36 protein-coding genes are annotated in these 22,149 nt (G+C 42.2%); all 36 read right to left on the bottom strand.

All coding sequences use genetic code 11. The annotated features are described in order from the left end of the window. Positions 1–78 precede the first annotated feature (78 nt). On the bottom strand, positions 79–816 hold the full coding sequence (truA, locus tag ORD22_RS03800; protein WP_317644551.1) for a tRNA pseudouridine(38-40) synthase TruA: 738 nt from the start codon (positions 814–816) through the stop codon (positions 79–81). Between the two features lie 5 nt (positions 817–821). After that, entirely contained in the window at positions 822–1,619 is a 798-nt protein-coding gene (locus ORD22_RS03795; RefSeq protein WP_317644550.1) for an energy-coupling factor transporter transmembrane component T family protein, read from the bottom strand. Then, positions 1,613–2,488: an energy-coupling factor ABC transporter ATP-binding protein gene (locus ORD22_RS03790; protein ID WP_317644549.1), complete on the bottom strand. Its 876-nt coding sequence runs from the start codon at positions 2,486–2,488 to the stop codon at positions 1,613–1,615. The genes ORD22_RS03795 and ORD22_RS03790 overlap by 7 nt, the downstream gene beginning before the upstream one ends. Next, positions 2,464–3,321, bottom strand: a complete 858-nt coding sequence (locus ORD22_RS03785) for an energy-coupling factor ABC transporter ATP-binding protein (RefSeq protein WP_317644548.1) — start codon at positions 3,319–3,321, stop codon at positions 2,464–2,466. The genes ORD22_RS03790 and ORD22_RS03785 overlap by 25 nt, the downstream gene beginning before the upstream one ends. A gap of 269 nt (positions 3,322–3,590) precedes the next feature. Then, positions 3,591–3,971 (bottom strand): 50S ribosomal protein L17, encoded by a 381-nt coding sequence (gene rplQ, locus ORD22_RS03780; protein ID WP_317644547.1) that lies wholly within the window; start codon positions 3,969–3,971, stop codon positions 3,591–3,593. A 31-nt stretch (positions 3,972–4,002) separates the two neighbouring features. After that, a complete protein-coding gene (locus ORD22_RS03775) occupies positions 4,003–4,947 on the bottom strand; it encodes a DNA-directed RNA polymerase subunit alpha (protein WP_009499030.1) in 945 nt (314 codons plus the stop codon). 124 nt (positions 4,948–5,071) lie between these two features. Beyond that, positions 5,072–5,461 (bottom strand): 30S ribosomal protein S11, encoded by a 390-nt coding sequence (gene rpsK / locus ORD22_RS03770; RefSeq protein WP_009499031.1) that lies wholly within the window; start codon positions 5,459–5,461, stop codon positions 5,072–5,074. 25 nt (positions 5,462–5,486) lie between these two features. Beyond that, the gene (rpsM, locus tag ORD22_RS03765) at positions 5,487–5,852 is read right to left on the bottom strand and encodes a 30S ribosomal protein S13 (protein ID WP_317644546.1); all 366 of its coding nucleotides are present in this window, start codon (positions 5,850–5,852) and stop codon (positions 5,487–5,489) included. Positions 5,853–5,876: 24 nt separating this feature from the next. Next, entirely contained in the window at positions 5,877–5,990 is a 114-nt protein-coding gene (gene rpmJ / locus ORD22_RS03760; RefSeq protein ID WP_076758849.1) for a 50S ribosomal protein L36, read from the bottom strand. Between the two features lie 38 nt (positions 5,991–6,028). Further along, complete coding sequence (gene infA / locus ORD22_RS03755; RefSeq protein WP_040759924.1) at positions 6,029–6,247, bottom strand: translation initiation factor IF-1; 219 nt, start codon at positions 6,245–6,247, stop codon at positions 6,029–6,031. A gap of 343 nt (positions 6,248–6,590) precedes the next feature. Next, positions 6,591–7,244 (bottom strand): adenylate kinase, encoded by a 654-nt coding sequence (locus ORD22_RS03750; RefSeq protein WP_317644545.1) that lies wholly within the window; start codon positions 7,242–7,244, stop codon positions 6,591–6,593. A 48-nt stretch (positions 7,245–7,292) separates the two neighbouring features. Next, on the bottom strand, positions 7,293–8,585 hold the full coding sequence (gene secY / locus ORD22_RS03745; protein ID WP_317644544.1) for a preprotein translocase subunit SecY: 1,293 nt from the start codon (positions 8,583–8,585) through the stop codon (positions 7,293–7,295). Continuing rightward, positions 8,585–9,025, bottom strand: a complete 441-nt coding sequence (rplO, locus tag ORD22_RS03740) for a 50S ribosomal protein L15 (protein WP_317644543.1) — start codon at positions 9,023–9,025, stop codon at positions 8,585–8,587. The genes secY and rplO overlap by 1 nt, the downstream gene beginning before the upstream one ends. Before the next feature lie 32 nt (positions 9,026–9,057). Beyond that, entirely contained in the window at positions 9,058–9,240 is a 183-nt protein-coding gene (rpmD, locus tag ORD22_RS03735) for a 50S ribosomal protein L30 (protein WP_317644542.1), read from the bottom strand. 13 nt (positions 9,241–9,253) lie between these two features. Continuing rightward, on the bottom strand, positions 9,254–9,754 hold the full coding sequence (gene rpsE, locus ORD22_RS03730; protein WP_317644541.1) for a 30S ribosomal protein S5: 501 nt from the start codon (positions 9,752–9,754) through the stop codon (positions 9,254–9,256). Positions 9,755–9,776: 22 nt separating this feature from the next. Continuing rightward, entirely contained in the window at positions 9,777–10,139 is a 363-nt protein-coding gene (gene rplR, locus ORD22_RS03725; RefSeq protein ID WP_317644540.1) for a 50S ribosomal protein L18, read from the bottom strand. Positions 10,140–10,172: 33 nt separating this feature from the next. Next, the gene (rplF, locus tag ORD22_RS03720) at positions 10,173–10,712 is read right to left on the bottom strand and encodes a 50S ribosomal protein L6 (RefSeq protein ID WP_317644539.1); all 540 of its coding nucleotides are present in this window, start codon (positions 10,710–10,712) and stop codon (positions 10,173–10,175) included. A gap of 30 nt (positions 10,713–10,742) precedes the next feature. After that, positions 10,743–11,141: a 30S ribosomal protein S8 gene (gene rpsH / locus ORD22_RS03715; protein ID WP_029053265.1), complete on the bottom strand. Its 399-nt coding sequence runs from the start codon at positions 11,139–11,141 to the stop codon at positions 10,743–10,745. 30 nt (positions 11,142–11,171) lie between these two features. Then, positions 11,172–11,357, bottom strand: a complete 186-nt coding sequence (locus ORD22_RS03710) for a type Z 30S ribosomal protein S14 (protein WP_317644538.1) — start codon at positions 11,355–11,357, stop codon at positions 11,172–11,174. 20 nt (positions 11,358–11,377) lie between these two features. Next, the gene (gene rplE / locus ORD22_RS03705) at positions 11,378–11,917 is read right to left on the bottom strand and encodes a 50S ribosomal protein L5 (protein WP_085132008.1); all 540 of its coding nucleotides are present in this window, start codon (positions 11,915–11,917) and stop codon (positions 11,378–11,380) included. 26 nt (positions 11,918–11,943) lie between these two features. Then, positions 11,944–12,255, bottom strand: a complete 312-nt coding sequence (rplX, locus tag ORD22_RS03700) for a 50S ribosomal protein L24 (RefSeq protein ID WP_099687619.1) — start codon at positions 12,253–12,255, stop codon at positions 11,944–11,946. 36 nt (positions 12,256–12,291) lie between these two features. Continuing rightward, the gene (gene rplN, locus ORD22_RS03695) at positions 12,292–12,660 is read right to left on the bottom strand and encodes a 50S ribosomal protein L14 (RefSeq protein WP_317644537.1); all 369 of its coding nucleotides are present in this window, start codon (positions 12,658–12,660) and stop codon (positions 12,292–12,294) included. Positions 12,661–12,699: 39 nt separating this feature from the next. After that, the gene (gene rpsQ / locus ORD22_RS03690; protein WP_317644536.1) at positions 12,700–12,963 is read right to left on the bottom strand and encodes a 30S ribosomal protein S17; all 264 of its coding nucleotides are present in this window, start codon (positions 12,961–12,963) and stop codon (positions 12,700–12,702) included. A gap of 17 nt (positions 12,964–12,980) precedes the next feature. Then, on the bottom strand, positions 12,981–13,181 hold the full coding sequence (gene rpmC / locus ORD22_RS03685) for a 50S ribosomal protein L29 (protein ID WP_009499049.1): 201 nt from the start codon (positions 13,179–13,181) through the stop codon (positions 12,981–12,983). Beyond that, on the bottom strand, positions 13,171–13,605 hold the full coding sequence (rplP, locus tag ORD22_RS03680) for a 50S ribosomal protein L16 (RefSeq protein ID WP_317644535.1): 435 nt from the start codon (positions 13,603–13,605) through the stop codon (positions 13,171–13,173). Before rplP ends, rpmC begins: the two co-directional genes overlap by 11 nt. Positions 13,606–13,607: 2 nt before the next feature. Then, the gene (rpsC, locus tag ORD22_RS03675) at positions 13,608–14,264 is read right to left on the bottom strand and encodes a 30S ribosomal protein S3 (protein ID WP_317644534.1); all 657 of its coding nucleotides are present in this window, start codon (positions 14,262–14,264) and stop codon (positions 13,608–13,610) included. Positions 14,265–14,267: 3 nt separating this feature from the next. Then, positions 14,268–14,612, bottom strand: coding sequence for a 50S ribosomal protein L22 (gene rplV / locus ORD22_RS03670; protein WP_099687615.1), 345 nt, complete (start codon positions 14,610–14,612; stop codon positions 14,268–14,270). A 20-nt stretch (positions 14,613–14,632) separates the two neighbouring features. Then, positions 14,633–14,911: a 30S ribosomal protein S19 gene (gene rpsS / locus ORD22_RS03665; protein ID WP_081243208.1), complete on the bottom strand. Its 279-nt coding sequence runs from the start codon at positions 14,909–14,911 to the stop codon at positions 14,633–14,635. Positions 14,912–14,971: 60 nt separating this feature from the next. Next, positions 14,972–15,802, bottom strand: a complete 831-nt coding sequence (gene rplB / locus ORD22_RS03660) for a 50S ribosomal protein L2 (protein WP_317644533.1) — start codon at positions 15,800–15,802, stop codon at positions 14,972–14,974. A 32-nt stretch (positions 15,803–15,834) separates the two neighbouring features. Beyond that, entirely contained in the window at positions 15,835–16,119 is a 285-nt protein-coding gene (rplW, locus tag ORD22_RS03655) for a 50S ribosomal protein L23 (RefSeq protein WP_317644532.1), read from the bottom strand. Next, positions 16,119–16,742, bottom strand: a complete 624-nt coding sequence (rplD, locus tag ORD22_RS03650; RefSeq protein ID WP_317644530.1) for a 50S ribosomal protein L4 — start codon at positions 16,740–16,742, stop codon at positions 16,119–16,121. The genes rplW and rplD overlap by 1 nt, the downstream gene beginning before the upstream one ends. Before the next feature lie 25 nt (positions 16,743–16,767). Further along, the gene (gene rplC / locus ORD22_RS03645) at positions 16,768–17,397 is read right to left on the bottom strand and encodes a 50S ribosomal protein L3 (protein ID WP_317644527.1); all 630 of its coding nucleotides are present in this window, start codon (positions 17,395–17,397) and stop codon (positions 16,768–16,770) included. A gap of 38 nt (positions 17,398–17,435) precedes the next feature. Further along, positions 17,436–17,744, bottom strand: coding sequence for a 30S ribosomal protein S10 (gene rpsJ / locus ORD22_RS03640; protein ID WP_029053278.1), 309 nt, complete (start codon positions 17,742–17,744; stop codon positions 17,436–17,438). A gap of 473 nt (positions 17,745–18,217) precedes the next feature. Next, positions 18,218–19,405 carry an elongation factor Tu gene (gene tuf, locus ORD22_RS03635; RefSeq protein ID WP_317644525.1) on the bottom strand — a complete coding sequence of 396 codons (1,188 nt, stop codon included), beginning with the start codon at positions 19,403–19,405 and terminating at the stop codon, positions 18,218–18,220. Between the two features lie 118 nt (positions 19,406–19,523). Next, positions 19,524–21,602 carry an elongation factor G gene (gene fusA, locus ORD22_RS03630; RefSeq protein WP_317644523.1) on the bottom strand — a complete coding sequence of 693 codons (2,079 nt, stop codon included), beginning with the start codon at positions 21,600–21,602 and terminating at the stop codon, positions 19,524–19,526. Positions 21,603–21,650: 48 nt separating this feature from the next. Continuing rightward, entirely contained in the window at positions 21,651–22,121 is a 471-nt protein-coding gene (gene rpsG, locus ORD22_RS03625; protein WP_317644522.1) for a 30S ribosomal protein S7, read from the bottom strand. Positions 22,122–22,149 lie beyond the last annotated feature (28 nt).

Raw genomic sequence — 22,149 nt, 5'->3', positions numbered from 1 at the left:
TACCATTTATCATGTTAACCTTTATTTTCAATAAAGTCAAGCGTTTTTATGAAAACACCAGGATTAGTTGCCATGCCTTCAATACGTGACTTCCACTAGGTACAAACCATGTGCCGGCGCTGTCTTGCCGGCCTTTTGACGATCTTTTGCCTGAAGTATCTTGTAGACGTCTTCCGGCTCATCCCAGCCAATCCCTACCGCCAATAAAACACCTGCAATCGTACGTACCATATTGTAAAGAAAGCCATCGCCTTCTATTTCTAATATTAATTCATCCTGCTGTCGTTCAAGTGTTAACTTACGAATTGTCCGAACTTTATTGTTCGTTGCAGTTTTCGCTGAGCAAAAACTTGTAAAATCATGCGTCCCGATTAAGTGTACGGCTCCTGCATTCATACGATCAATATCCGGATTCCATCTACCTAAATGAACCGAAAAATTTCGCTCAAAAGGGCTTTGTACTTCACTGTAGGACCATTTATATCTATACGTCTTCCCTTTTGCTCCATATCGCGCATGAAAATCGTCAGACACGACCTCCACTTTCGTTATGCGAACATCTTTCGGCAATAATACATTCAGCGCAGTCACCCATCGATCAGCCAAATCTAGCGGTGTATCAAAATGAATGACTTGTCCTAATGCATGAACACCGGAATCCGTACGGCCGCTCGCTACAGAGTGAATAGAAGGATCCTTATGCAATTTAACTAATACTTTATCGATTTCAGACTGAACCGTGCGCATCCCCGGTTGCGATTGATAGCCTGCAAAATTCGTCCCATCATAGCATACGATTGCTTTCATTCGTTTCATTTTATTCACTTCCTTACCCAAACAAGCACGACAACTAATAACACAAATGTAATCAGTACAGCTGTATCTTTCATTTGCCAGGATAACTGGCGGAACCTTGTCCTTCCCTCACCACCGCGATAGCCTCGCACTTCCATAGCGACAGCCAAATCCTCGGCTCGTTTGAATGCACTGACGAATAAGGGGACGAGCAATGGAATAACTGCTTGGATCCGTTCTTTAATCGAGCCAGTACTTAGGTCAGAACCTCTCGCCAATTGAGCCTTCAAAATTTTATCCGTTTCATCCATCAATGTTGGAATAAAACGCAATGAAATCGACATCATTAACGCTAGTTCATGAACGGGCAATTTTAACTTCTTGAACGGATTAAGCAACGTCTCTAGTCCATCGGTAATCGATATCGGAGAAGTTGTCAGCGTTAACACTGTCGTGACTAACACGAGCACTAGGAAACGAATAGAAATGAAAATACCCATTCGCAATCCTTCTTCATAGATTTTGATAAACTTCCATTCAAATATGATCGGACCTTCACGCGTAAAGAATATATGCAATAACAGCGTAAAGACAATCAAAAATATGACTGGTTTCAAACCATTCACTAAAAAGTAAGGTCTAATTCTAGCAAGTGCGATAACGAATACTGTAAAGGCTAGTAACACGGCATAAGATGCGACATTATTTGCCAAAAAAACGGCAACAACAAATAAAAATACAAATAATAACTTAGAACGGGGATCCATCCTATGGACTATAGAATTTCCAGGAATAAAACGGCCGATAATCATTTTTTCTAGCATGGCCGCTCTCCTTTTCCAGCAAGGGTTGTGGATAACTCTTGCGCTAGTATTTCTTCTGTTAAGGCAAGCCGACTAAATCGCTGACCAATTAAGTTTTCCATTCTACGTTGGAAACGAACCGATCGCGGCACACTAAGCCTATAAGAGTGTAATCGTTCTTCTTGACTGAAAATTTCCTCAGGCGTGCCTTCCATTACTGATGTTCCTTCGTGCATAACAACAATCCGATCACTATAACGAGCCGCATCTTCCATACTATGCGTCACTAAAATAGTCGTCAGGTTTTCCTGTTCATGAAGTTGATTAAACAGTTCCATGATTTCCTTACGTCCCCTAGGATCTAGACCTGCTGTTGGCTCGTCCAGCACTAACACAGACGGCTTGAACGCTAGTACTCCAGCTATCGCCACACGCCGCATTTGACCGCCTGACAGCTCAAACGGCGACTTTTGAAGGACATCTTCAGGCAGACCGAGCAATTTCACCAATTCATGGGCTCGAGCACGTGCTACTTCTTTGGGGACTCCGAAATTAAGAGGTCCAAACATTATATCTTTTTCCACCGTCTCTTCAAACAACTGATGCTCTGGGAATTGAAAAACGATACCAACCTTCTGTCGCACTTCCTTCATCTGCTTACCTTTCGTCTGTGCTGTAATTATTGTCTCACCAATCTTTACTACACCTTCAGATGGTTTCAACAGACCATTCAAATGAAGTAACAGTGTCGATTTACCTGACCCCGTGTGACCGATGATTGACGTATAAGAGCCTGAAGGAATAGTGGCAGTCACGTCCTGCAATGCCCGCTTTTCAAACGGTGAATCTTTCGCGTATAAATAACCTACTTGCTTAAGTGAAATGTCCACAATTCATTCACCAACTCTTCTTCTGTCATATGGTTGCCCTGAATCTCGAAACCTAATTCTCTTAGTAACTCTGAAACCCGTAACGCAAACGGTAAATCCAGTCCAATGGTTTCAAGCTCTGTGCCTTTTCCGAATATCTCTTGCGGTGTTCCTGTCAGTAGAACTTTCCCTTCATTCATGACGAGGATCCGATCTGCTAGTAAGACTTCTTCCAAATCATGCGTAATCGAGACAACTGTCAAACCAATTTCAGCACGCAGTTTTTTTACAATCTCAATTACTTCTTCTCGACCCTGTGGATCGAGCATAGACGTTGCTTCATCCAAGATTAACAAATCCGGTTGTAGTGCTAGTGCCCCAGCGATTGCTACTCGCTGCTTCTGCCCGCCAGATAAATGGTGTGGCTCATGGTTGATATAATCCACCATTTTCACTTGATCTAGCGCTTCATGTACACGCTTTACCATGATGTCGTGAGAGACTCCATTATTCTCTAATGCAAATGCCACATCATCCTGAACTGTAGAACCTACGAATTGGTTGTCCGGATTCTGAAAAACAATGCCCATACGTGAGCGCGCCTGCCATAAGTTTCCTTCGTTCAAATTTTCCAAAAAGAGGTTAACTTCGCCAGACGAAGGAAACAACAAACCGATTAACAGCTTCGCAAGTGTCGACTTTCCTGATCCATTGTGACCTACAACTGCTAGCCACTCACCTTCATATAGAGTAAAGGACACATCATCTAGTGCTTTCTTCGGGACATGTGAAGCCTCTTCCTCTTCTGTATCATATGAAAACTTTACATGATGCATCGATGCAATTTCCTTCATTCAGGCTCCTCCTTTTGGATATTCTATGTAGTGATCAGTAAGCAACAATTCTTATGTATAAAAAAAAAGCGCGTACCTCATCTAAGGAATGCGCCTTTTGAAAACGTAAATGCCGGGTGCTCATGCCGACATCTCAGATGAGGTACGTAGAGCTAGACCAGTCGATTGCTCGCGGATCATAACACTCAGCTTTTCAGTCGTATAAATCTTATAAATGAAATAAAAGGGTGTGGCTGTGCTTGACAGACACACCCTCTAAGTTTACGGAATTACACTAATTCGATAATTACTACTGGTGCTCCGTCGCCGCGGCGAGGACCCATTTTCATTATACGTGTATAACCGCCTTGGCGATCTGCGTAACGTGGTGCCACTGTATCAAAAAGTTTTTGAAGTGCATACACAGTTGCTTCTTCGCCCTCTTCATTTTCAACAGTTACCAATTCACGACGCATATATTCAGCAGCTTGACGACGTGCATGAAGATCTCCACGTTTACCAAGAGTGATCATCTTTTCAACTACAGAACGCAATTCTTTCGCACGTGCTTCAGTTGTCTGGATGCTCTCATGAACGATTAAATCTGTAGTTAGGTCGCGTAGCATTGCTTTACGTTGTGAACTTGTGCGTCCAAGTTTTCTGTATCCCATTTGAAGTTACCCTCCTTCAAGTATATGTCAGTTATTCTTCAGAGCGTAACTCAAGGTTTAGCTCGTCTAATTTAGCCTTCACTTCTTCAAGTGATTTACGGCCCAAGTTTCGCACTTTCATCATTTCGTCTTCGGACTTGTTAGCAAGTTCTAGAACAGTATTGATGCCTGCACGCTTCAAGCAGTTATAAGATCGGACAGAAAGGTCAAGTTCTTCAATCGTCATCTCTAAAACCTTTTCTTTTTGGTCTTCTTCTTTTTCTACCATGATTTCTGCAGTTTGTGCTTCGTCAGTCATACCAACGAATATATTTAAGTGTTCAGTTAGAATTTTAGCTCCTAGTGAAACAGCCTCTTTAGGACCTATGCTGCCATCTGTCCATACATCAAGTGTCAACTTATCAAAGTTGGTACTTTGGCCGACGCGAGTATTTTCAACTTGGAAATTAACGCGTGAAACCGGAGTGTAAATCGAGTCGATTGGAATCACACCAATCGCTAGATCCTCACGTTTGTTTTGATCGGAAGGAACATATCCGCGTCCACGTACAGCATACATACGCATACGTAAATGTCCATTTTTACCGAGAGTAGCAATCGGGAGATCTGGATTTAATACTTCGACATCACTATCATGTGTGATATCTGCAGCCGTCACGACGCCTTCACCCTTCACATCGATCTCAATAACCTTCTCATCATCTGAGTAAATTTTGAGAGCAAGTTTCTTCACATTCAAAATAACTGTAGATACGTCTTCAACGACGCCTTCAATTGTAGAGAATTCATGAAGTACTCCATCGATTTGAATTGATGTCACAGCAGCTCCTGGCAATGAAGACAAAAGAATGCGACGTAAGGAATTCCCTAGGGTATTTCCATATCCACGCTCTAATGGTTCGATAATAAACTTACCAAACTGTGAATCTTCACCAATTGTTACTGTTTCAATCTTTGGTTTCTCAATCTCGATCATTTATTTACCCTCCTCAAAACGTCTTCTATAGTGGTTTAACCATATTGAATTCACTGATAATAGATAACCTATTTCAACAGTATTAACAAAAATTGTCTTTCTTAATCCAATAGATTCAAACCGATTATACGCGACGACGTTTTGGCGGGCGGCAACCATTGTGCGGAACCGGAGTTACGTCTCTGATCGCTGTAACTTCAAGTCCTGCAGCTTGTAGTGAACGGATAGCCGCTTCACGACCAGCACCAGGGCCTTTAACTGTTACTTCCAATGATTTTAAACCGTGTTCCATTGCTGTTTTTGCTGCAGTTTCAGCAGCCATTTGTGCAGCAAATGGAGTAGATTTACGGGAACCTCTAAAGCCAAGTGCACCAGCGCTAGACCATGAAAGTGCATTACCGTGGCTATCTGTAATAGTAACGATAGTATTATTGAACGTCGAACGGATATGTGCAATACCAGTTTCAATATTCTTTTTCACACGACGTTTACGAGTTTGTTGTTTACGTGCCATGTTGGAAAGAGCCCTCCTTTACCTATTATTTTTTCTTGTTTGCAATTGTACGTTTTGGACCTTTACGCGTACGTGCATTGTTTTTCGTGTTTTGACCACGAACAGGCAATCCACGACGGTGACGGATTCCACGGTTACTACCGATTTCCATCAAACGCTTGATGTTTAGAGAAGTCTCACGACGTAGATCTCCTTCTACCTTCAAGCCGTCAATTTGTTCACGAATTTTATCAAGTTCAGCATCTGTTAAGTCACGAACTCGAGTCTCTTCAGAAATTTCAGCTGCATTCAAAATACTTTTTGCAGTTGTCTTACCAATACCAAAAATGTATGTCAATGAAATGACAACGCGCTTATCGCGCGGAACGTCTACACCAGCAATACGTGCCATATAAGTTGTGCACCTCCTTGTGTTTTAGCCTTGTCTTTGTTTATGTTTTGGATTTTCACAGATTACCATTACTCGGCCGCGTCTACGAATAACTTTACATTTTTCGCAGATCGGTTTTACAGATGGTCTTACTTTCATCTTACCCAACCTCCTTCAGTATTCCGGAGTGCAAAAGTTTATTTAAAACGGTATGTGATACGACCACGTGTCAAATCATAAGGCGAAAGTTCCATTGTCACTTTGTCGCCAGGCAATATACGAATAAAGTGCATACGAATTTTACCCGATACGTGTGCTAGTACCGTATGTCCGTTTTCTAACTCCACTTTAAACATCGCATTTGGCAACGTTTCAAGAACAGTTCCTTCTACCTCAATTACGTCGTCCTTCGCCATCAATCCTGTCTCCCTTCTATATCCAATAAAGGCTTTCACCATCGAGCGGCATCAGTCGCCTTCAAAAAGCTTCCTTCAACATATGTCCAGTTCGCATGAGTGATGTTCGAAAGACGTCTGCCACATTTCGCTGTTTCGCATTTCTGCGAGTGAGATCCTTTATGGTTCACAGCTGTTACCAATTACATATTATACCGCGATTTGCAGCACAATGCATGTAGCAACAACTTAAGAATCAATTATAAACTCTCATTTGTCCAATACCGGGCAATTTACGCTTTTGCAGCTCGTTTTCAATCATTGCTTTCCGAAAAGTGATGCAGATGTGCCCGAAAAGGATTGATTACTTTGTACTTTGTTGTAAAACTGCATCCAAGTCTTTGAATACGAGAGTAATGTCTTGTTGACCATTAACTTTTGTCAACACGCCTTTTTCGCCATAAAAGTCGAGTAAAGGTGCTGTCTGATTCATATTTACTTCCAGACGATTCATGACAGTTTCGGGATTATCATCTGCACGTTGGTAAAGTTCGCCACCATCTTTATCACAAACATTTTCAACCTTTGATGGATTGAAAATCAAGTGGTAAGAAGTTCCGCACACTTTACAAATACGACGTCCTGATAATCTAGCAACTAATTCTTCTGTATCGACTTCAATGTCTAATACATACTCAATTTGTTTACCTAAGTCTTCAAGCAAAGCATCTAATGCTTCAGCTTGAGGGACTGTTCTAGGAAATCCATCAAGAAGAAAGCCTTTGTCACAATCCGATTTGCTCAAACGTTCACGTACGATACCAATGGTAACTTCATCAGGAACTAATGCGCCTTGATCCATGAACGATTTTGCTTTAACTCCAAGTTCCGTGCCATCTTTGATGGCAGCACGGAACATATCGCCTGTAGAAATATGAGGGATTCCGTACTTCTCGACAATTTTGTCTGCTTGCGTACCTTTACCAGCACCCGGCAGACCCATTAATACGATATTCATACGTCCTTGCCCTCCATTTAGTTACACAATAGGTCAGGCTATTGCTTTTTATTTCATAAATCCTCTGTAATGTCTTTTCACTAACTGTGATTCCAATTGCTTCATCGACTCAAGTGCAACCCCGACTACGATGAGCAAACTCGTTCCACCGATTTGGGCAGATTGAGGTAGATTCGCCAAATTAATGAAGAAGATCGGCATAACAGCGACGACTGCTAAGAAAATAGAGCCGACAAATGTTAGTCTGTACAGAGTACTTGTTAAGTACTTTTGAGTGTTTGCACCCGGACGAATTCCTGGAATATATGCACCTTGCTTTTTCAAGTTGTCTGCCATATTCTCTGGGTTCACTTGAATGAACGCATAGAAATAAGTAAACGCGATAATAAGTGCTACGTATAAAATCATACCAATCGGATTCGTATAATCGAAAATCCGTATGATTGTTTTAGTTACACTATTCTCACCGAAAAACGGAGCGATTTGTTGTGGCGTGATGAAGAAAGCCACCGCAAAGATTACTGGAATAACACCCGCAGCATTCAGTTTCAAAGGTAAATGAGTTTGTTGACTTGCAACGGATTGACTACGTCCTGATACGCGTTTTGCATATTGAATCGGAATTTTCCGCAATGCTTCTTGGAAATAAATAACTCCAACAACAATCGCAACGATTACGAGTAATAGTAAGACCATTGTTGCAATTCGAATGAATAGTGCATCTCCAGCGTCTTGTATTTGCGTTACATACAACTGGTTTACAGCATTCGGAATACCCGCGACAATCCCTGCAAAGATAATGATTGAAATACCATTTCCAACACCTTTTGCAGTAATTTGCTCACCAAGCCATAGAAGGAAAGCTGTTCCTGCAGTCAACACAATCGCAATGACGACGTATGTAGACACACTGTTATCTTTAATTAGCGCACCGCCGAATGTTTGGTTGAAACCAAAGGACATAGCGATAGCTTGGATAAAAGCAAGAACAATCGTGAAGTACCTCGTGAACTGTGCAAGCTTTCGTCTTCCGACGTCCCCTTGCTTAGACCACTCAGTAAACTTCGGCACAACGTCCATTTGCAAGAGCTGCACAATGATGGAAGCCGTAATGTACGGCATGATCCCCATCGCGAAGATTGAAAAGTTGGAAAGTGCTCCTCCACCGAAAGTATTCAAAAAACCGATAAACTGGTTATTTGATTGTTGTAAAGCAGTTGCATCGACGTTTGGAACCGGAACAAATGTCCCTAGTCTAAATACGATGAGCACTAGGAGGGTGAAAATTATTTTAGACCGGATCTCTTTCACACGCATGAAATTAGAGATTGTCTGAAACATTATACCACCTCTGTTTGCCCGCCTGCTTTTTCAATTGCTTCTTTTGCAGAAGCGGAGAATTTGTTAGCTTTCACGGTAATCTTTTTGTCAAGAGTTCCATTACCAAGAATCTTGATACCAGATTTAGCGTTACTTACAACACCTGTTTCAAGTAGCAATTCCGGCGTTACTTCCGTGCCTTCTTCAAAACGATTCAACGTATCAAGGTTAACGATTGCATAATCCTTACGATTGATGTTCGTGAACCCACGCTTAGGAAGTCGTTGGAAAAGAGGAATTTGTCCACCTTCGAAACCAAGACGTACACCGCCGCCTGAACGTGAGTTTTGACCATCATGACCTCTACCAGAAGTTTTTCCAGTTCCAGATCCGATCCCACGACCAACGCGTTTACGGTTTCTACGTGATCCCTCAGCTGGTTTTAGTTCGTGTAACTTCATCTTATCGGCACCTCCTTATTATAAAGTGTTACTTAAATTTCTTTAACTGTAACCAAGTGGCTTACTTTAGTGATCATACCACGGATCGAAGCATTGTCTTGGTGCTCAGCAATTTGATTTAACTTTCGAAGACCTAATGCTTCAATTGTTTTACGTTGTGTCGGCTTAGAACCGATTACACTTTTCGTAAGGGTGATTGCAAGTTTGTTCGCCATTGTGTTTCCCCCCTTAACCTAAAAGTTCTTCTACAGATTTACCACGCAATCTTGCTACTTCTTCTGCGCGTTTCAAATTCTGCAATCCTTCGATTGTTGCACGTACCATGTTGATTGGAGTGCTTGATCCAAGAGATTTAGAAAGAATATCAGTGATACCTGCAAGCTCAAGTACCGCACGGACAGGTCCACCTGCAATTACTCCAGTACCTGGAGCAGCTGGTTTGATGAGGATTTGTCCTGCACCAAAACGGCCGATAACTTCATGTGGAGTTGTACCCTTAACCATTGGTACTACAATTAAGTTTTTCTTTGCATCTTCAATTGCTTTACGGATTGCATCTGGAACTTCTTGTGCTTTTCCAGTACCAAAACCGACACGACCGTTTTTATCACCGACTACGACAAGTGCAGTAAAGCGGAAACGACGTCCACCTTTTACAACTTTCGCAACTCGGTTGATCGTTACTACGCGTTCTTCAAACTCACTTTTGTTTTGATCATTACGACGCATGAAATATGTCCCTCCTTCTTAATTAAAATTCAAGTCCATTTTCGCGTGCTGCGTCAGCTAGGGCTTTAACACGGCCATGGAAAAGATATCCGCCACGGTCAAAGACAACCTTTTTGACGTCTTTTTCTACAGCTTTCTTTGCAATAAGCTCGCCGACTTTAGCTGCAGCTTCAGTGTTACCTGTAGATCCAGCCTCAACACCATTATCCATTGTAGAAGCACTAACGATTGTTACACCATTTGTGTCGTCAATCAATTGTGCATAGATATGTTTGTTTGAACGGTAAACGTTTAGACGTGGACGCTCTGCAGTTCCGCTGATTTTCGAACGCACACGTGCGTGACGTTTTCTACGGACAGCGTTTTTATCTTGTTTCGTAATCATCGTGGTCACTCCTTCCAAATACCTCAGGCGGTATTATTTACCTGTTTTACCTTCTTTACGACGAACGACTTCGCCTTCATAACGAATACCTTTGCCTTTATACGGCTCTGGTGGACGTACTTGACGGATGTTAGAAGCAAGAGCACCTACGTGTTCTTTGTTGTAGCCACGAACAATAATTTTAGTGTTCGCTGGTACTTCAACTTCTACACCTTCTTCTGGTGTAAATTCAACTGGATGTGAGTACCCAACATTCAATACAAGCTTCTTGCCTTGCATTGACGCACGGTATCCAACCCCAACTAATTCTAGTGTACGCTCGAATCCTGTAGATACTCCAACTACCATGTTGTTAAGCACAGAACGTGTAGTACCGTGGATTGAACGGTGAGCTTTAGATTCAGAAGGACGAGCCAATGTAATGACATTGCCTTCCTGATTGATCATGATCTCTTTATCTAATTGACGCGAAAGTTCACCTTTCGGTCCTTTAACAGTTGCGAAGTTCTCATCTGAAATTGTTACAGTAACGTTTTCAGGAACATCGATCTGACGATTACCAATACGGGACATTCAATTGCACCTCCATTCATTTGTTGCTGATTACCAAACGTAAGCGACGACTTCTCCGCCGACTTGTTTAGCGCGGGCCTCTTTGTCAGTTAGTACACCATTTGATGTAGAAACTAGTGCAACACCTAGACCATTTAATACTTTAGGTACTTCATTTGATTTTGCATACACACGAAGTCCTGGTTTAGAAATACGTTTTAAGCCATTGATGACGCGTTCGTTATCTTGACCGTATTTAAGAAAAATGCGGATGATACCTTGTTTGTTATCTTCCACGTATTCTACATCGCGAACGAAACCTTCTCGTTTTAAGATTTCAGCGATTTCTTTCTTTACGTTTGAAGCAGGTACCTCAAGCTTCTCGTGGCGAACCATGTTCGCGTTACGGATGCGTGTAAGCATATCTGCAATCGGATCACTCATTGTCATTTGAATTAACCTCCTTCCCTAATTAGGGGTTTACCAGCTGGCTTTTTTGACGCCAGGAAGTTGTCCCTTGTATGCAAGTTCGCGGAAACAAATACGGCAAAGTTTAAATTTGCGATATACTGAATGTGGACGACCACAACGTTCGCAGCGAGTATATGCTTGTACTTCGTACTTTGGCGTACGTTTCTGTTTAGCTATCATTGATTTCTTAGCCACGTTTTCGCCTCCCTATTATTTTACTTTTGGAACGGCATGCCACACTGTGCGAGCAATTCACGTGCTTCTTCATCAGTGTTTGCAGTCGTCACGATGACGATGTCCATCCCACGTACTTTTGATACTTTATCGAAGTCAATTTCCGGGAAAATAAGTTGCTCTTTTACACCTAGTGTATAGTTCCCACGACCATCGAACGCTTTTTTAGAAACGCCACGGAAGTCACGTACACGGGGTAATGAAATAGTAACTAATTTATCAAGAAACTCGTACATACGCTCACCGCGAAGCGTTACTTTAGCTCCGATCGGCATACCTTCACGCAAACGGAAACCAGCGATAGATTTCTTTGCTTTTGTTATGACTGGCTTTTGACCTGAGATAGTCGCAAGATCTTCAACAGCAGCATCAAGTGCTTTTGTATTCTGAACTGCATCACCTACACCCATGTTGATAACGATTTTATCTACTTTAGGTACTTGCATAACAGATGTATATTCAAACTTGCTCATTAGAGCAGGTGTGATTTCTTTAGAAAATTTCTCTTTCAATCGACTCATCAGTCGGACCTCCTTTCATACCTTGCTTACTTGTCCAGTGCTTCACCGGATTTTTTTGCAATACGTACTTTCTTACCGTCTTCTACTTTATAACCAACACGAGTCGGCTCACCTGTTTTAGGATCGATGACCATCACGTTTGAGACATGAATCGCAGCTTCTTGGCTTACAATTCCACCTTGAGGATTCTCTTGGTTAGGTTTCGTATGTTTTTTGACGATATTGATACCTTCAACAAGCACACGATCTTTTTTTGGATAAGCAGTTAGGATCACACCTGTTTTACCTTTGTCTTTCCCAGAGATCACCATAACTTTGTCGCCTTTTTTAACGTGCATTCTATCGCACCTCCTTGACTGGCTCTGTCATTAGAATTAAAGAACTTCTGGAGCAAGTGAAATGATTTTCATGAAGTTGTTATCACGAAGTTCGCGAGCAACTGGTCCGAAAATACGTGTTCCACGTGGTCCTTTATCATCACGGATAATAACACAAGCATTTTCATCAAATGAAATGTAAGAACCGTCTTTACGACGAACTCCACTTTTCGTACGAACGATGACCGCTTTTACAACGTCACCCTTCTTAACAACTCCGCCTGGTGTTGCTTTCTTAACCGTACAAACAACGATATCACCGATATTAGCTACTTTACGACCTGAACCACCAAGCACCTTAATTGTTAGTACTTCACGTGCTCCAGAGTTGTCAGCAACTTTCATTCGACTTTCCTGTTGAATCATCGAGGTTACCTCCTTCCGAAAATCTGAGTTAAAAACCTATTAGATGATGACTGCTTTTTCAACGACTTCTAGAAGACGGAAACGCTTAGTAGCTGACAACGGACGAGTTTCCATAATACGAACTACGTCGCCGATTTTCGCTTCATTCAGCTCATCATGAACTTTTAGTTTTTTAGAATACTTTACACGCTTACCGTATAAAGAATGTTTTTTGTATGTTTCTACCATTACCGTGACAGTTTTATCCATTTTGTCGGAAACGACACGGCCTGTGTATACTTTGCGCTGGTTACGCTCAGTCATGGCTGCAACCTCCTTCATCAGTTATTTGCACTGATTTCTCTTTGACGTATTACAGTTTTCATGCGCGCAATCGATTTGCGTACTTCACGGATGCGTGCAGTGTTTTCTAATTGACCTGTCGCTAACTGGAAGCGAAGGTTGAAAAGCTCTTCTTTAAGTGATTTCACTTTTTGCTCGATCTCTGCAGTTGTTAAGTCACGAATTTCTTTAGCTTTCATTAGACTCACCACCAATTTCTTCTCGTTTTACAAACTTGCTTGTTACAGGAAGTTTGTGCGATGCGAGTCTTAATGCCTCACGAGCTACTTCTTCTGAAACACCTGCAATTTCGAACATTACTCGACCAGGTTTAACAACTGCTACCCAGCCTTCTACAGCACCTTTACCGGAACCCATCCGGACTTCAAGAGGCTTCTTTGTATATGGTTTGTGTGGGAAAATATTGATCCACACTTTACCGCCACGCTTCATATAACGAGTCATAGCAATACGAGCTGATTCAATCTGACGGTTTGTGATCCAACCTGATTCAAGAGATTGAAGACCAAATTCACCAAATTGAACTGTAGCGCCACCTTTTGTTTGACCGCGCATTTTCCCACGGAAAACACGACGATGTTTAACACGTTTAGGCATCAACATAATTATTTGCCTCCTTCCGCAGAGTTCTTCTTGACTGGAAGGACTTCGCCACGATAAATCCATACTTTAACGCCAAGCTTACCATAAGTAGTATCAGCTTCAGCGTGTGCATAATCTATATCTGCACGCAATGTATGAAGAGGGACAGTTCCTTCACTATAGTGTTCAGCACGAGCGATATCAGCACCGCCTAGACGACCAGACACTTGTGTTTTAATTCCTTTTGCGCCAGAGCGAATTGTACGTTGAATCGCTTGTTTCTGAGCACGACGGAAAGAAACACGGCTTTCTAATTGACGAGCGATTGATTCTGCGACTAATCTCGCATCCAAATCAGCACGTTTTACTTCTACAATATTGATGTGTACACGCTTGCCCGTGATTTCGTTAAGGCTCTTACGAAGTGTTTCAACTTCAGAACCACCTTTACCGATAACCATACCTGGCTTTGCAGTGTGGATTGTAATATTTACACGCTTAGCAGCACGCTCAATTTCTACTTTAGAAAGTGATGCATCTACAAGACGCTTTTCAAGATATTCACGAATCTTTAAGTCTTCGTGTAGTAAGGACGCATAATCTTTTTCCGCGTACCATTTCGAGTCCCAGTCACGGATGACACCGACACGCAGTCCATTAGGATGTACTTTTTGGCCCACTAATTACCCCTCCTTCTTTTCAGATACCACTAATGTAATGTGGCTTGTACGTTTGTTAATCGCACTTGCACGACCTTGTGCACGTGGACGGAAACGTTTCATTGTTGGTCCTTCGTCTACGAATACTTCGCTGACATATAAATTCTCAGTGTTCATTTCGTAGTTATGCTCAGCATTTGCAATTGCTGATTTTAGTAGCTTTTCTACAACCGGAGATGCCGCTTTGGGCGTAAGTCGTAGGATCGCCATAGCTTCACCGATATTCTTGCCGCGAATAAGATCAACGACCAAACGAACTTTGCGAGAAGCAATGCGGACTGTGCGTACAGATGCTTTAGCTTGTTGCATCAGGATAAACCTCCTCTCAATTAGCGTTTTGTTTTCTTATCGTCGGCACCATGGCCTTTGTATGTGCGCGTAGGTACGAATTCACCTAGTTTGTGACCTACCATATCTTCTGTTACATAAACAGGAACATGTTTGCGTCCATCATATACTGCAATTGTCAATCCGATGAATGTCGGGAAGATTGTTGAACGGCGTGACCATGTTTTGATTACCTGCTTCTTTTCTGAATCTTTTTGTGCATCAACCTTCTTTAATAAGTGGTCATCTGCAAAAGGTCCTTTTTTTAAGCTGCGGCCCATTCTGGAACCTCCTTCCGAGTCTGTACTACGGTCCATCTAATGAACCGCAGTGCATTTAAATTATTTTTTACGACGGCGTACAATAAACTTATCTGATTTATTGCTCTTTGTGCGAGTCTTGAATCCAAGAGTTGGTTTACCCCAAGGAGTAACAGGACTTGGACGACCGATTGGTGTACGTCCTTCACCACCACCGTGTGGGTGATCGTTAGGGTTCATTACAGATCCACGAACGGATGGGCGCTTGCCTAACCAACGTGAGCGACCTGCTTTACCAATGTTGATCAATTCATGCTGTTCATTACCTACTTGACCGATAGTTGCACGGCAAGCTGAAAGAATCATACGTACCTCGCCTGATTGTAGACGGATGATAACATATTTACCTTCACGTCCAAGTAATTGAGCTGAAGTTCCAGCAGAACGAACTAATTGTCCACCCTTACCTGGTTTCATTTCAATGTTATGGATTGTAGAACCCATTGGAATGTTCTCTAGTGGTAGAGCATTTCCAACGCGGATATCCGCTTCAGGTCCTGACATAATTGTAGAACCTACTTGCAATCCCTTAGGCGCAAGGATATATCTCTTTTCTCCATCTGCATAATTGATTAATGCGATGTTTGCTGAACGGTTTGGATCGTATTCGATCGTAGCAACGCGTCCTGGAATGCCATCTTTCCGACGTTGGAAATCGATGACACGGTATTGGCGCTTGTGTCCTCCACCTTGGTGACGAACTGTCATTCTACCTTGGTTGTTACGGCCGCCTTTACGCTTGACTGGTTCAAGCAATGATTTTTCTGGCTTGTCTGTAGTAATCTCAGCAAAGTCAGAAGTAGTCATATTACGACGTCCGTTGGAGGTAGCTTTGTACTTCTTGATCGCCATTTGTGTTCCCTCCTTCATTTATTGTTCGTTAATTACATTTCGAAAAGTTCAATATCTTTGGAATCAGCAGTTAATGTAACAATTGCTTTGCGGCGCTTGTTTGTATAACCAGCATGTTTCCCCATACGCTTGAACTTACCTTTATAGTTCTGAACGTTTACTTTTTCTACTTCCACACCGAAGATTTCTTCGACAGCTTGTTTAACGTGCGTTTTATTCGCGCGTGTATCAACTTCGAATGTGTATTTTCTGAATTCCATTTGCTCAGAAGTACGCTCGGTAATGACCGGACGCTTCAAAATATCACGTGATTCCATTAACCAAGCACCTCCTCGACTTTTTGTACTGCTGCTTTTGTCATAACGAGTTGATCATGCCCGACTAGGTCGAGTACATTGATACCATTCGCTGTAACAACGCTGATTCCAGGAATATTACGAGCAGACAATGCTACTGTTTCTTCTAGGTCAGCTGTAACAAATAATGCTTTCTTAGTGATTGAAAGATCTTCAAGCACTTTAACAAAGCCTTTTGTTTGTGGTGCATCAAATGCTAAGTTGTCAAGAACGATTAGCTCTTCTGCGCGTACTTTCGTTGAAAGTGCAGAAAGAAGTGCTAAACGACGAACTTTCTTAGGCATTTTATAGCTATAGCTTCGTGGTGATGGACCGAATACGATACCGCCTCCACGCCATTGTGGTGATCTGATAGAACCTTGACGAGCACGACCTGTGCCTTTTTGACGCCATGGTTTACGACCGCCGCCTGCAACTTCCGCACGAGTTTTAACCTTGTGGTTACCTTGGCGTAAAGAAGCTTGCTGTTGAATAATTGCTTCGAACAATACTGCTTCGTTCGGCTCGATTCCGAAGATAGCTTCGTTTAACTCGATATCTCCGACTGCAGAACCTGTTTGACTTACTACAGATACTTTAGGCATTCCTATTTCCTCCTTCCTGTTTCACTCAGTTCCCTTTGATTGCGCTATTCACTTGTACCAGTGATTTGCGTGCTCCAGGAACGTTACCTTTTACTAGTAACAAGTTGCGCTCTTCGTCAACTCGTACGATTTCTACGTTTTGGATCGTTACTGTTTTGCCACCAGTACGTCCAGGTAGTTTTTTTCCTTTGAATACGCGTTGTCCATCTACAGCACCTAGAGAACCTGGTGCACGGTGGAAACGAGATCCGTGTGTCATTGGTCCACGTGAGAAACCGTGACGCTTAATAACACCTTGGAATCCTTTACCTTTTGAAACTCCTGTAATATCAACTACTTCGCCTTCCGCGAATGTATTGACTTTAACTTCCTGTCCAACCTCGTATGCACTAACGTCAGCACCGCGAACTTCGCGAATGAAGCGCTTAGGTGTCGTGTTAGCTTTTGCCACATGGCCTAGTTCAGGCTTGTTTGAAAGCTTTTCACGCTTGTCGTCAAATCCTAGTTGGATCGCTTCGTAGCCATCTGTTTCGATTGTCTTCTTTTGAAGAACTACGTTTGGAGTAGCTTCGATCACCGTTACTGGGATTAAATCACCGTTTTCAGCAAATACTTGCGTCATACCGATCTTTCTTCCTAAGATTCCTTTGCTCATTAGTCACACCTCCTGTAATATTGTTTGTTTTGTATTTTTTATAGTTTGATTTCGATGTCGACGCCTGATGGTAAATCAAGCTTCATTAATGCGTCCACAGTTTGTGGAGTTGGATTAACGATATCGATTAAACGTTTGTGTGTACGCATTTCAAACTGCTCACGTGAATCCTTGTATACGTGAACTGAACGCAATACTGTGTAAACTGATCTTTCAGTTGGCAACGGAATTGGACCTGAAACACTAGCTCCAGAACGTTTAGCCGTTTCAACAATCTTTTCAGCTGACTGATCTATCATTCTGTGATCATAAGCTTTCAATCGGATACGAATCTTTTGTTTTGCCATTACTTTCCCTCCCTTTCGCCTATTCTCTAGACAATTCTCCACGAAAATTTCCCATACACCGCCATGGCAAAGCGGCCTGGTGTATCGGCAACCTCTCGCTTCATCGCAGTCAAAGACCAACATTAAACATTCTACACTGTTTCTAAGGTTTGTGCAACCCTTTTAAATAAATTAGTTTGTTTTTTAACCCGTTTATTATTCTAACAGGTTTTATTCTGAGATGCACGTATTTTACTAAGTTTTTTCATCCGGTTAAAACACTATGTATTTCTTTATATTGCGCATGAATTCTAACGCTCTATAGTCAATCTTGCGAACATTCCTAACCTTACATTGTTCAAGATATATAACCACAAGAAAATATCCTGAACGATAGATTACAACTCTAACGTTCAGGATACATTTTAGAATCTAGCGACTATTTCTCACAATCCTACAAAAAACCCCATCACGAGGATGGGGTTTCAAAAAAATTATTTCATGATTGTTGCTACAACACCAGCGCCTACTGTACGTCCACCTTCACGGATTGAGAATTTAGTACCTTCTTCAATCGCGATAGGAGAGATCAGTTCAACTGTCATTTCAACGTTATCCCCAGGCATAACCATTTCTACGCCTTCAGGAAGTTGGATGATACCAGTTACGTCAGTTGTACGGAAGTAGAACTGAGGACGGTAGTTTGAGAAGAATGGAGTATGACGTCCACCCTCTTCTTTTGATAGTACATATACTTCAGACTTGAACTGAGTGTGTGGAGTAATTGTGCCTGGTTTAGCAAGAACTTGTCCACGTTCGATTTCTTCACGTGAAACACCACGAAGAAGAGCACCGATGTTGTCTCCAGCTTCTGCATAGTCAAGAAGTTTACGGAACATTTCTACTCCAGTTACAGTAGTAGGTTTTGGTTCTTCAGCAAGACCGATGATGTCAACAACATCTCCGACTTTAACAACTCCACGCTCAACACGTCCAGTTGCTACTGTACCACGGCCTGTGATTGAGAATACGTCCTCAACTGGCATCATGAATGGCTTATCAGTATCACGAGCCGGTGTTGGGATATAGTCGTCAACAGCTTGCATTAATTCAATAATTTTTTCTTCCCACTCTGGCTCTCCTTCAAGAGCTTTAAGTGCAGATCCACGGATAACAGGAATGTCATCGCCAGGGAAGTCATATTCAGAAAGAAGTTCACGAATTTCCATTTCTACTAATTCAAGTAGTTCTTCGTCATCTACCATGTCACATTTGTTCATGAATACAACTAGGTAAGGAACACCTACTTGACGTGAAAGAAGGATGTGCTCACGAGTTTGTGGCATTGGGCCGTCAGCAGCAGATACTACTAAGATTCCGCCGTCCATTTGTGCAGCACCAGTAATCATGTTCTTAACATAGTCAGCGTGACCCGGGCAGTCAACGTGTGCGTAGTGACGTTTTTCAGTTTCATACTCAACGTGTGAAGTACTGATTGTGATTCCACGCTCTTTTTCTTCAGGTGCGTTATCAACGTCAGCATATGACTTTGCTTCTCCACCCATTGCTTTAGATAGAACTGTTGCAATTGCAGCAGTTAAAGTTGTTTTACCATGGTCAACGTGACCAATTGTTCCTACGTTTGCGTGCTCCTTGGAGCGGTCGAATTTTTCTTTACCCATTTTAGAGATCCTCCCTTTATTTGAAAAAGTTTAGTTTTTTTAGTATTGTAGTCGAAAGTAAACTTTCGACTACCCATATCTTACAAGTATTTATTACAGGAAACAAGGATGAACTTTATTATTCACCTTTGTTTTTCTTAATTACTTCTTCAGCAACAGACTTTGGAACTTCTTCATAGTGATCGAACACCATAGAGAATACCCCGCGGCCTTGCGTGTTTGAACGTAGAGATGTTGCATAACCGAACATTTCAGCAAGTGGAACCATTGCGCGAACGACTTGTGCGTTTCCGCGAGCTTCCATACCTTCTACACGGCCACGGCGTGATGTAATATCACCCATGATATCGCCCATGTATTCGTCCGGAATGATTACTTCTACTTTCATTGTAGGTTCTAGAAGTACTGGTGAACATTTAGATGCTGCATTTTTCAAAGCCATAGATGCAGCGACCTTGAATGCCATTTCGTTGGAGTCAACATCATGGTAAGACCCGTCAAATAGACGTGCTTTCACATCGATTAATGGATAACCAGCTAAAATACCATTCTCTAATGAATCACGAATTCCTGCTTCAACTGCTGGGATATATTCACGAGGAACAGAACCACCAACGATGTTGTTAATGAATTCAAATCCTTTTCCTTCTTCGTTTGGACCAAATTCAATCCACACGTGACCAAACTGTCCACGTCCACCTGATTGGCGAACGAATTTTCCTTCGATCTCAGCTGACTGACGGAATGTTTCGCGGTAAGAAACTTGTGGCGCGCCCACATTTGCTTCTACCTTGAATTCACGTCTTAGACGGTCAACAATGATGTCCAAGTGAAGTTCACCCATACCTGCGATGATTACTTCTCCTGTTTCTTGATCTGTATGTGCACGGAATGTTGGATCCTCTTCTTGTAACTTACCAAGAGCTTGGCCCATTTTATCTTGGTCTGCTTTTGTTTTCGGCTCGATAGCTACAGAGATAACAGGCTCCGGGAATACCATTGATTCAAGAATGACCAATGCTTTCTCATCACAAAGAGTGTCACCAGTTGTCGTATCTTTCAAACCTACAGCAGCAGCAATTTCACCTGCGTGTACTTCAGAAATCTCCTCACGGCTATTAGCGTGCATTTGTAAGATACGTCCTACGCGCTCACGCTTGCCTTTTGTGGAGTTCGCAACGTAAGAACCGGCTTGTAGAACACCTGAATAAATACGGAAGAATGTAAGTTTCCCTACGTAAGGATCCGTCATTACTTTAAATGCAAGCGCTGAGAATGGCGCCTCGTCAGAAGATTCACGTACTTCTTCCTCTTCAGTTTCAGGGTTGAAGCCCATCATCGGTGGTACATCAAGTGGTGATGGCAGGTAGTCTACTACTGCATCTAGCACTAATTGTACTCCTTTGTTTTTGAATGCAGTTCCACAAACTACAGGGTAGAACTCAACCGCCAATGTCGCTTTACGAATTGCTACTGTGATTTCTTCGTTTGTAAGTTCTTCGCCGCCTAGGTACTTCTCCATTAAATCTTCGTCGAAGTCTACAACCGCTTCAATTAGCTTTTCGCGGTATTCTTGTGCTTGTTCCAGATATTCAGCAGGAATTTCTTCCACCGTTGTATCTGTACCTAGATCATTAGGATACATAGTTGCTGTCATTTCGATTAGGTCGATAATTCCTGAGAAGTTATCTTCCGCACCGATTGGCAATTGGATTGGGTGAGCATTAGCTTGAAGACGCTCACGTAGTGTGCCTACAGAGTAAAGGAAATCCGCACCCGTTTTATCCATTTTGTTAACAAATACAAGACGTGGTACTTTGTAGTTTGTCGCTTGACGCCAAACTGTTTCTGTTTGCGGCTCTACACCTGATTGAGCATCAAGTACTGCAACAGCTCCATCTAATACACGTAGTGAACGTTCAACTTCAACAGTGAAGTCTACGTGTCCCGGTGTATCGATGATGTTTACGCGGTGACCTTTCCAAGCTGCTGTTGTTGCAGCAGATGTAATTGTGATTCCACGCTCTTGTTCTTGCTCCATCCAGTCCATTTGTGAAGCACCTTCGTGCGTTTCACCAATTTTGTGGATTTTACCTGTGTAATAAAGGATTCGCTCAGTTGTCGTTGTCTTACCAGCGTCAATGTGAGCCATGATTCCAATATTACGAGTGTTTTCTAAGGAGAAATCTCTACCCATTTTTGCAAACTCCTTCCGTTTCGGATTACTCTTTTAGCGTATCCGGACTTACCAACGATAGTGAGCGAATGCTCTGTTGGCTTCAGCCATTTTATGCATTTCTTCACGGCGTTTAACAGAAGCACCTGTGTTGTTTGATGCATCAAGAATTTCGTTTGCTAGGCGCTCTTCCATTGTTTTCTCTCCACGTGTACGTGAATAATTAACAAGGTAACGAAGACCTAGTGTTGAACGACGTTCTGGACGAACTTCAACTGGCACTTGATAGTTAGCTCCACCCACTCGGCGAGCACGCACTTCAAGAACTGGCATTACATTATTTAGTGCAGCTTCGAACACTTCAATCGGCTCTTGTCCAGAACGTTCTTTAATGATTTCGAACGCTCCATAAAGAATTTTCTGTGAAGTACCTTTTTTACCGTCTACCATCATTTTGTTGATAAGGCGGCTTACAAGCTTAGAATTATAAATCGGATCAGGTAGTACATCGCGTTTTGCAACTGGACCTTTACGAGGCATAATTAGTTCCTCCTTTCGATATCTTTAG

Origin of the sequence: Sporosarcina sp. GW1-11 (assembly GCF_033088395.1) — a bacterium.
Taxonomy (GTDB): domain Bacteria; phylum Bacillota; class Bacilli; order Bacillales_A; family Planococcaceae; genus Sporosarcina.
Note: the sequence above shows the minus strand (reverse complement) of the source record. Positions and strands in the feature narration are given on the sequence as shown.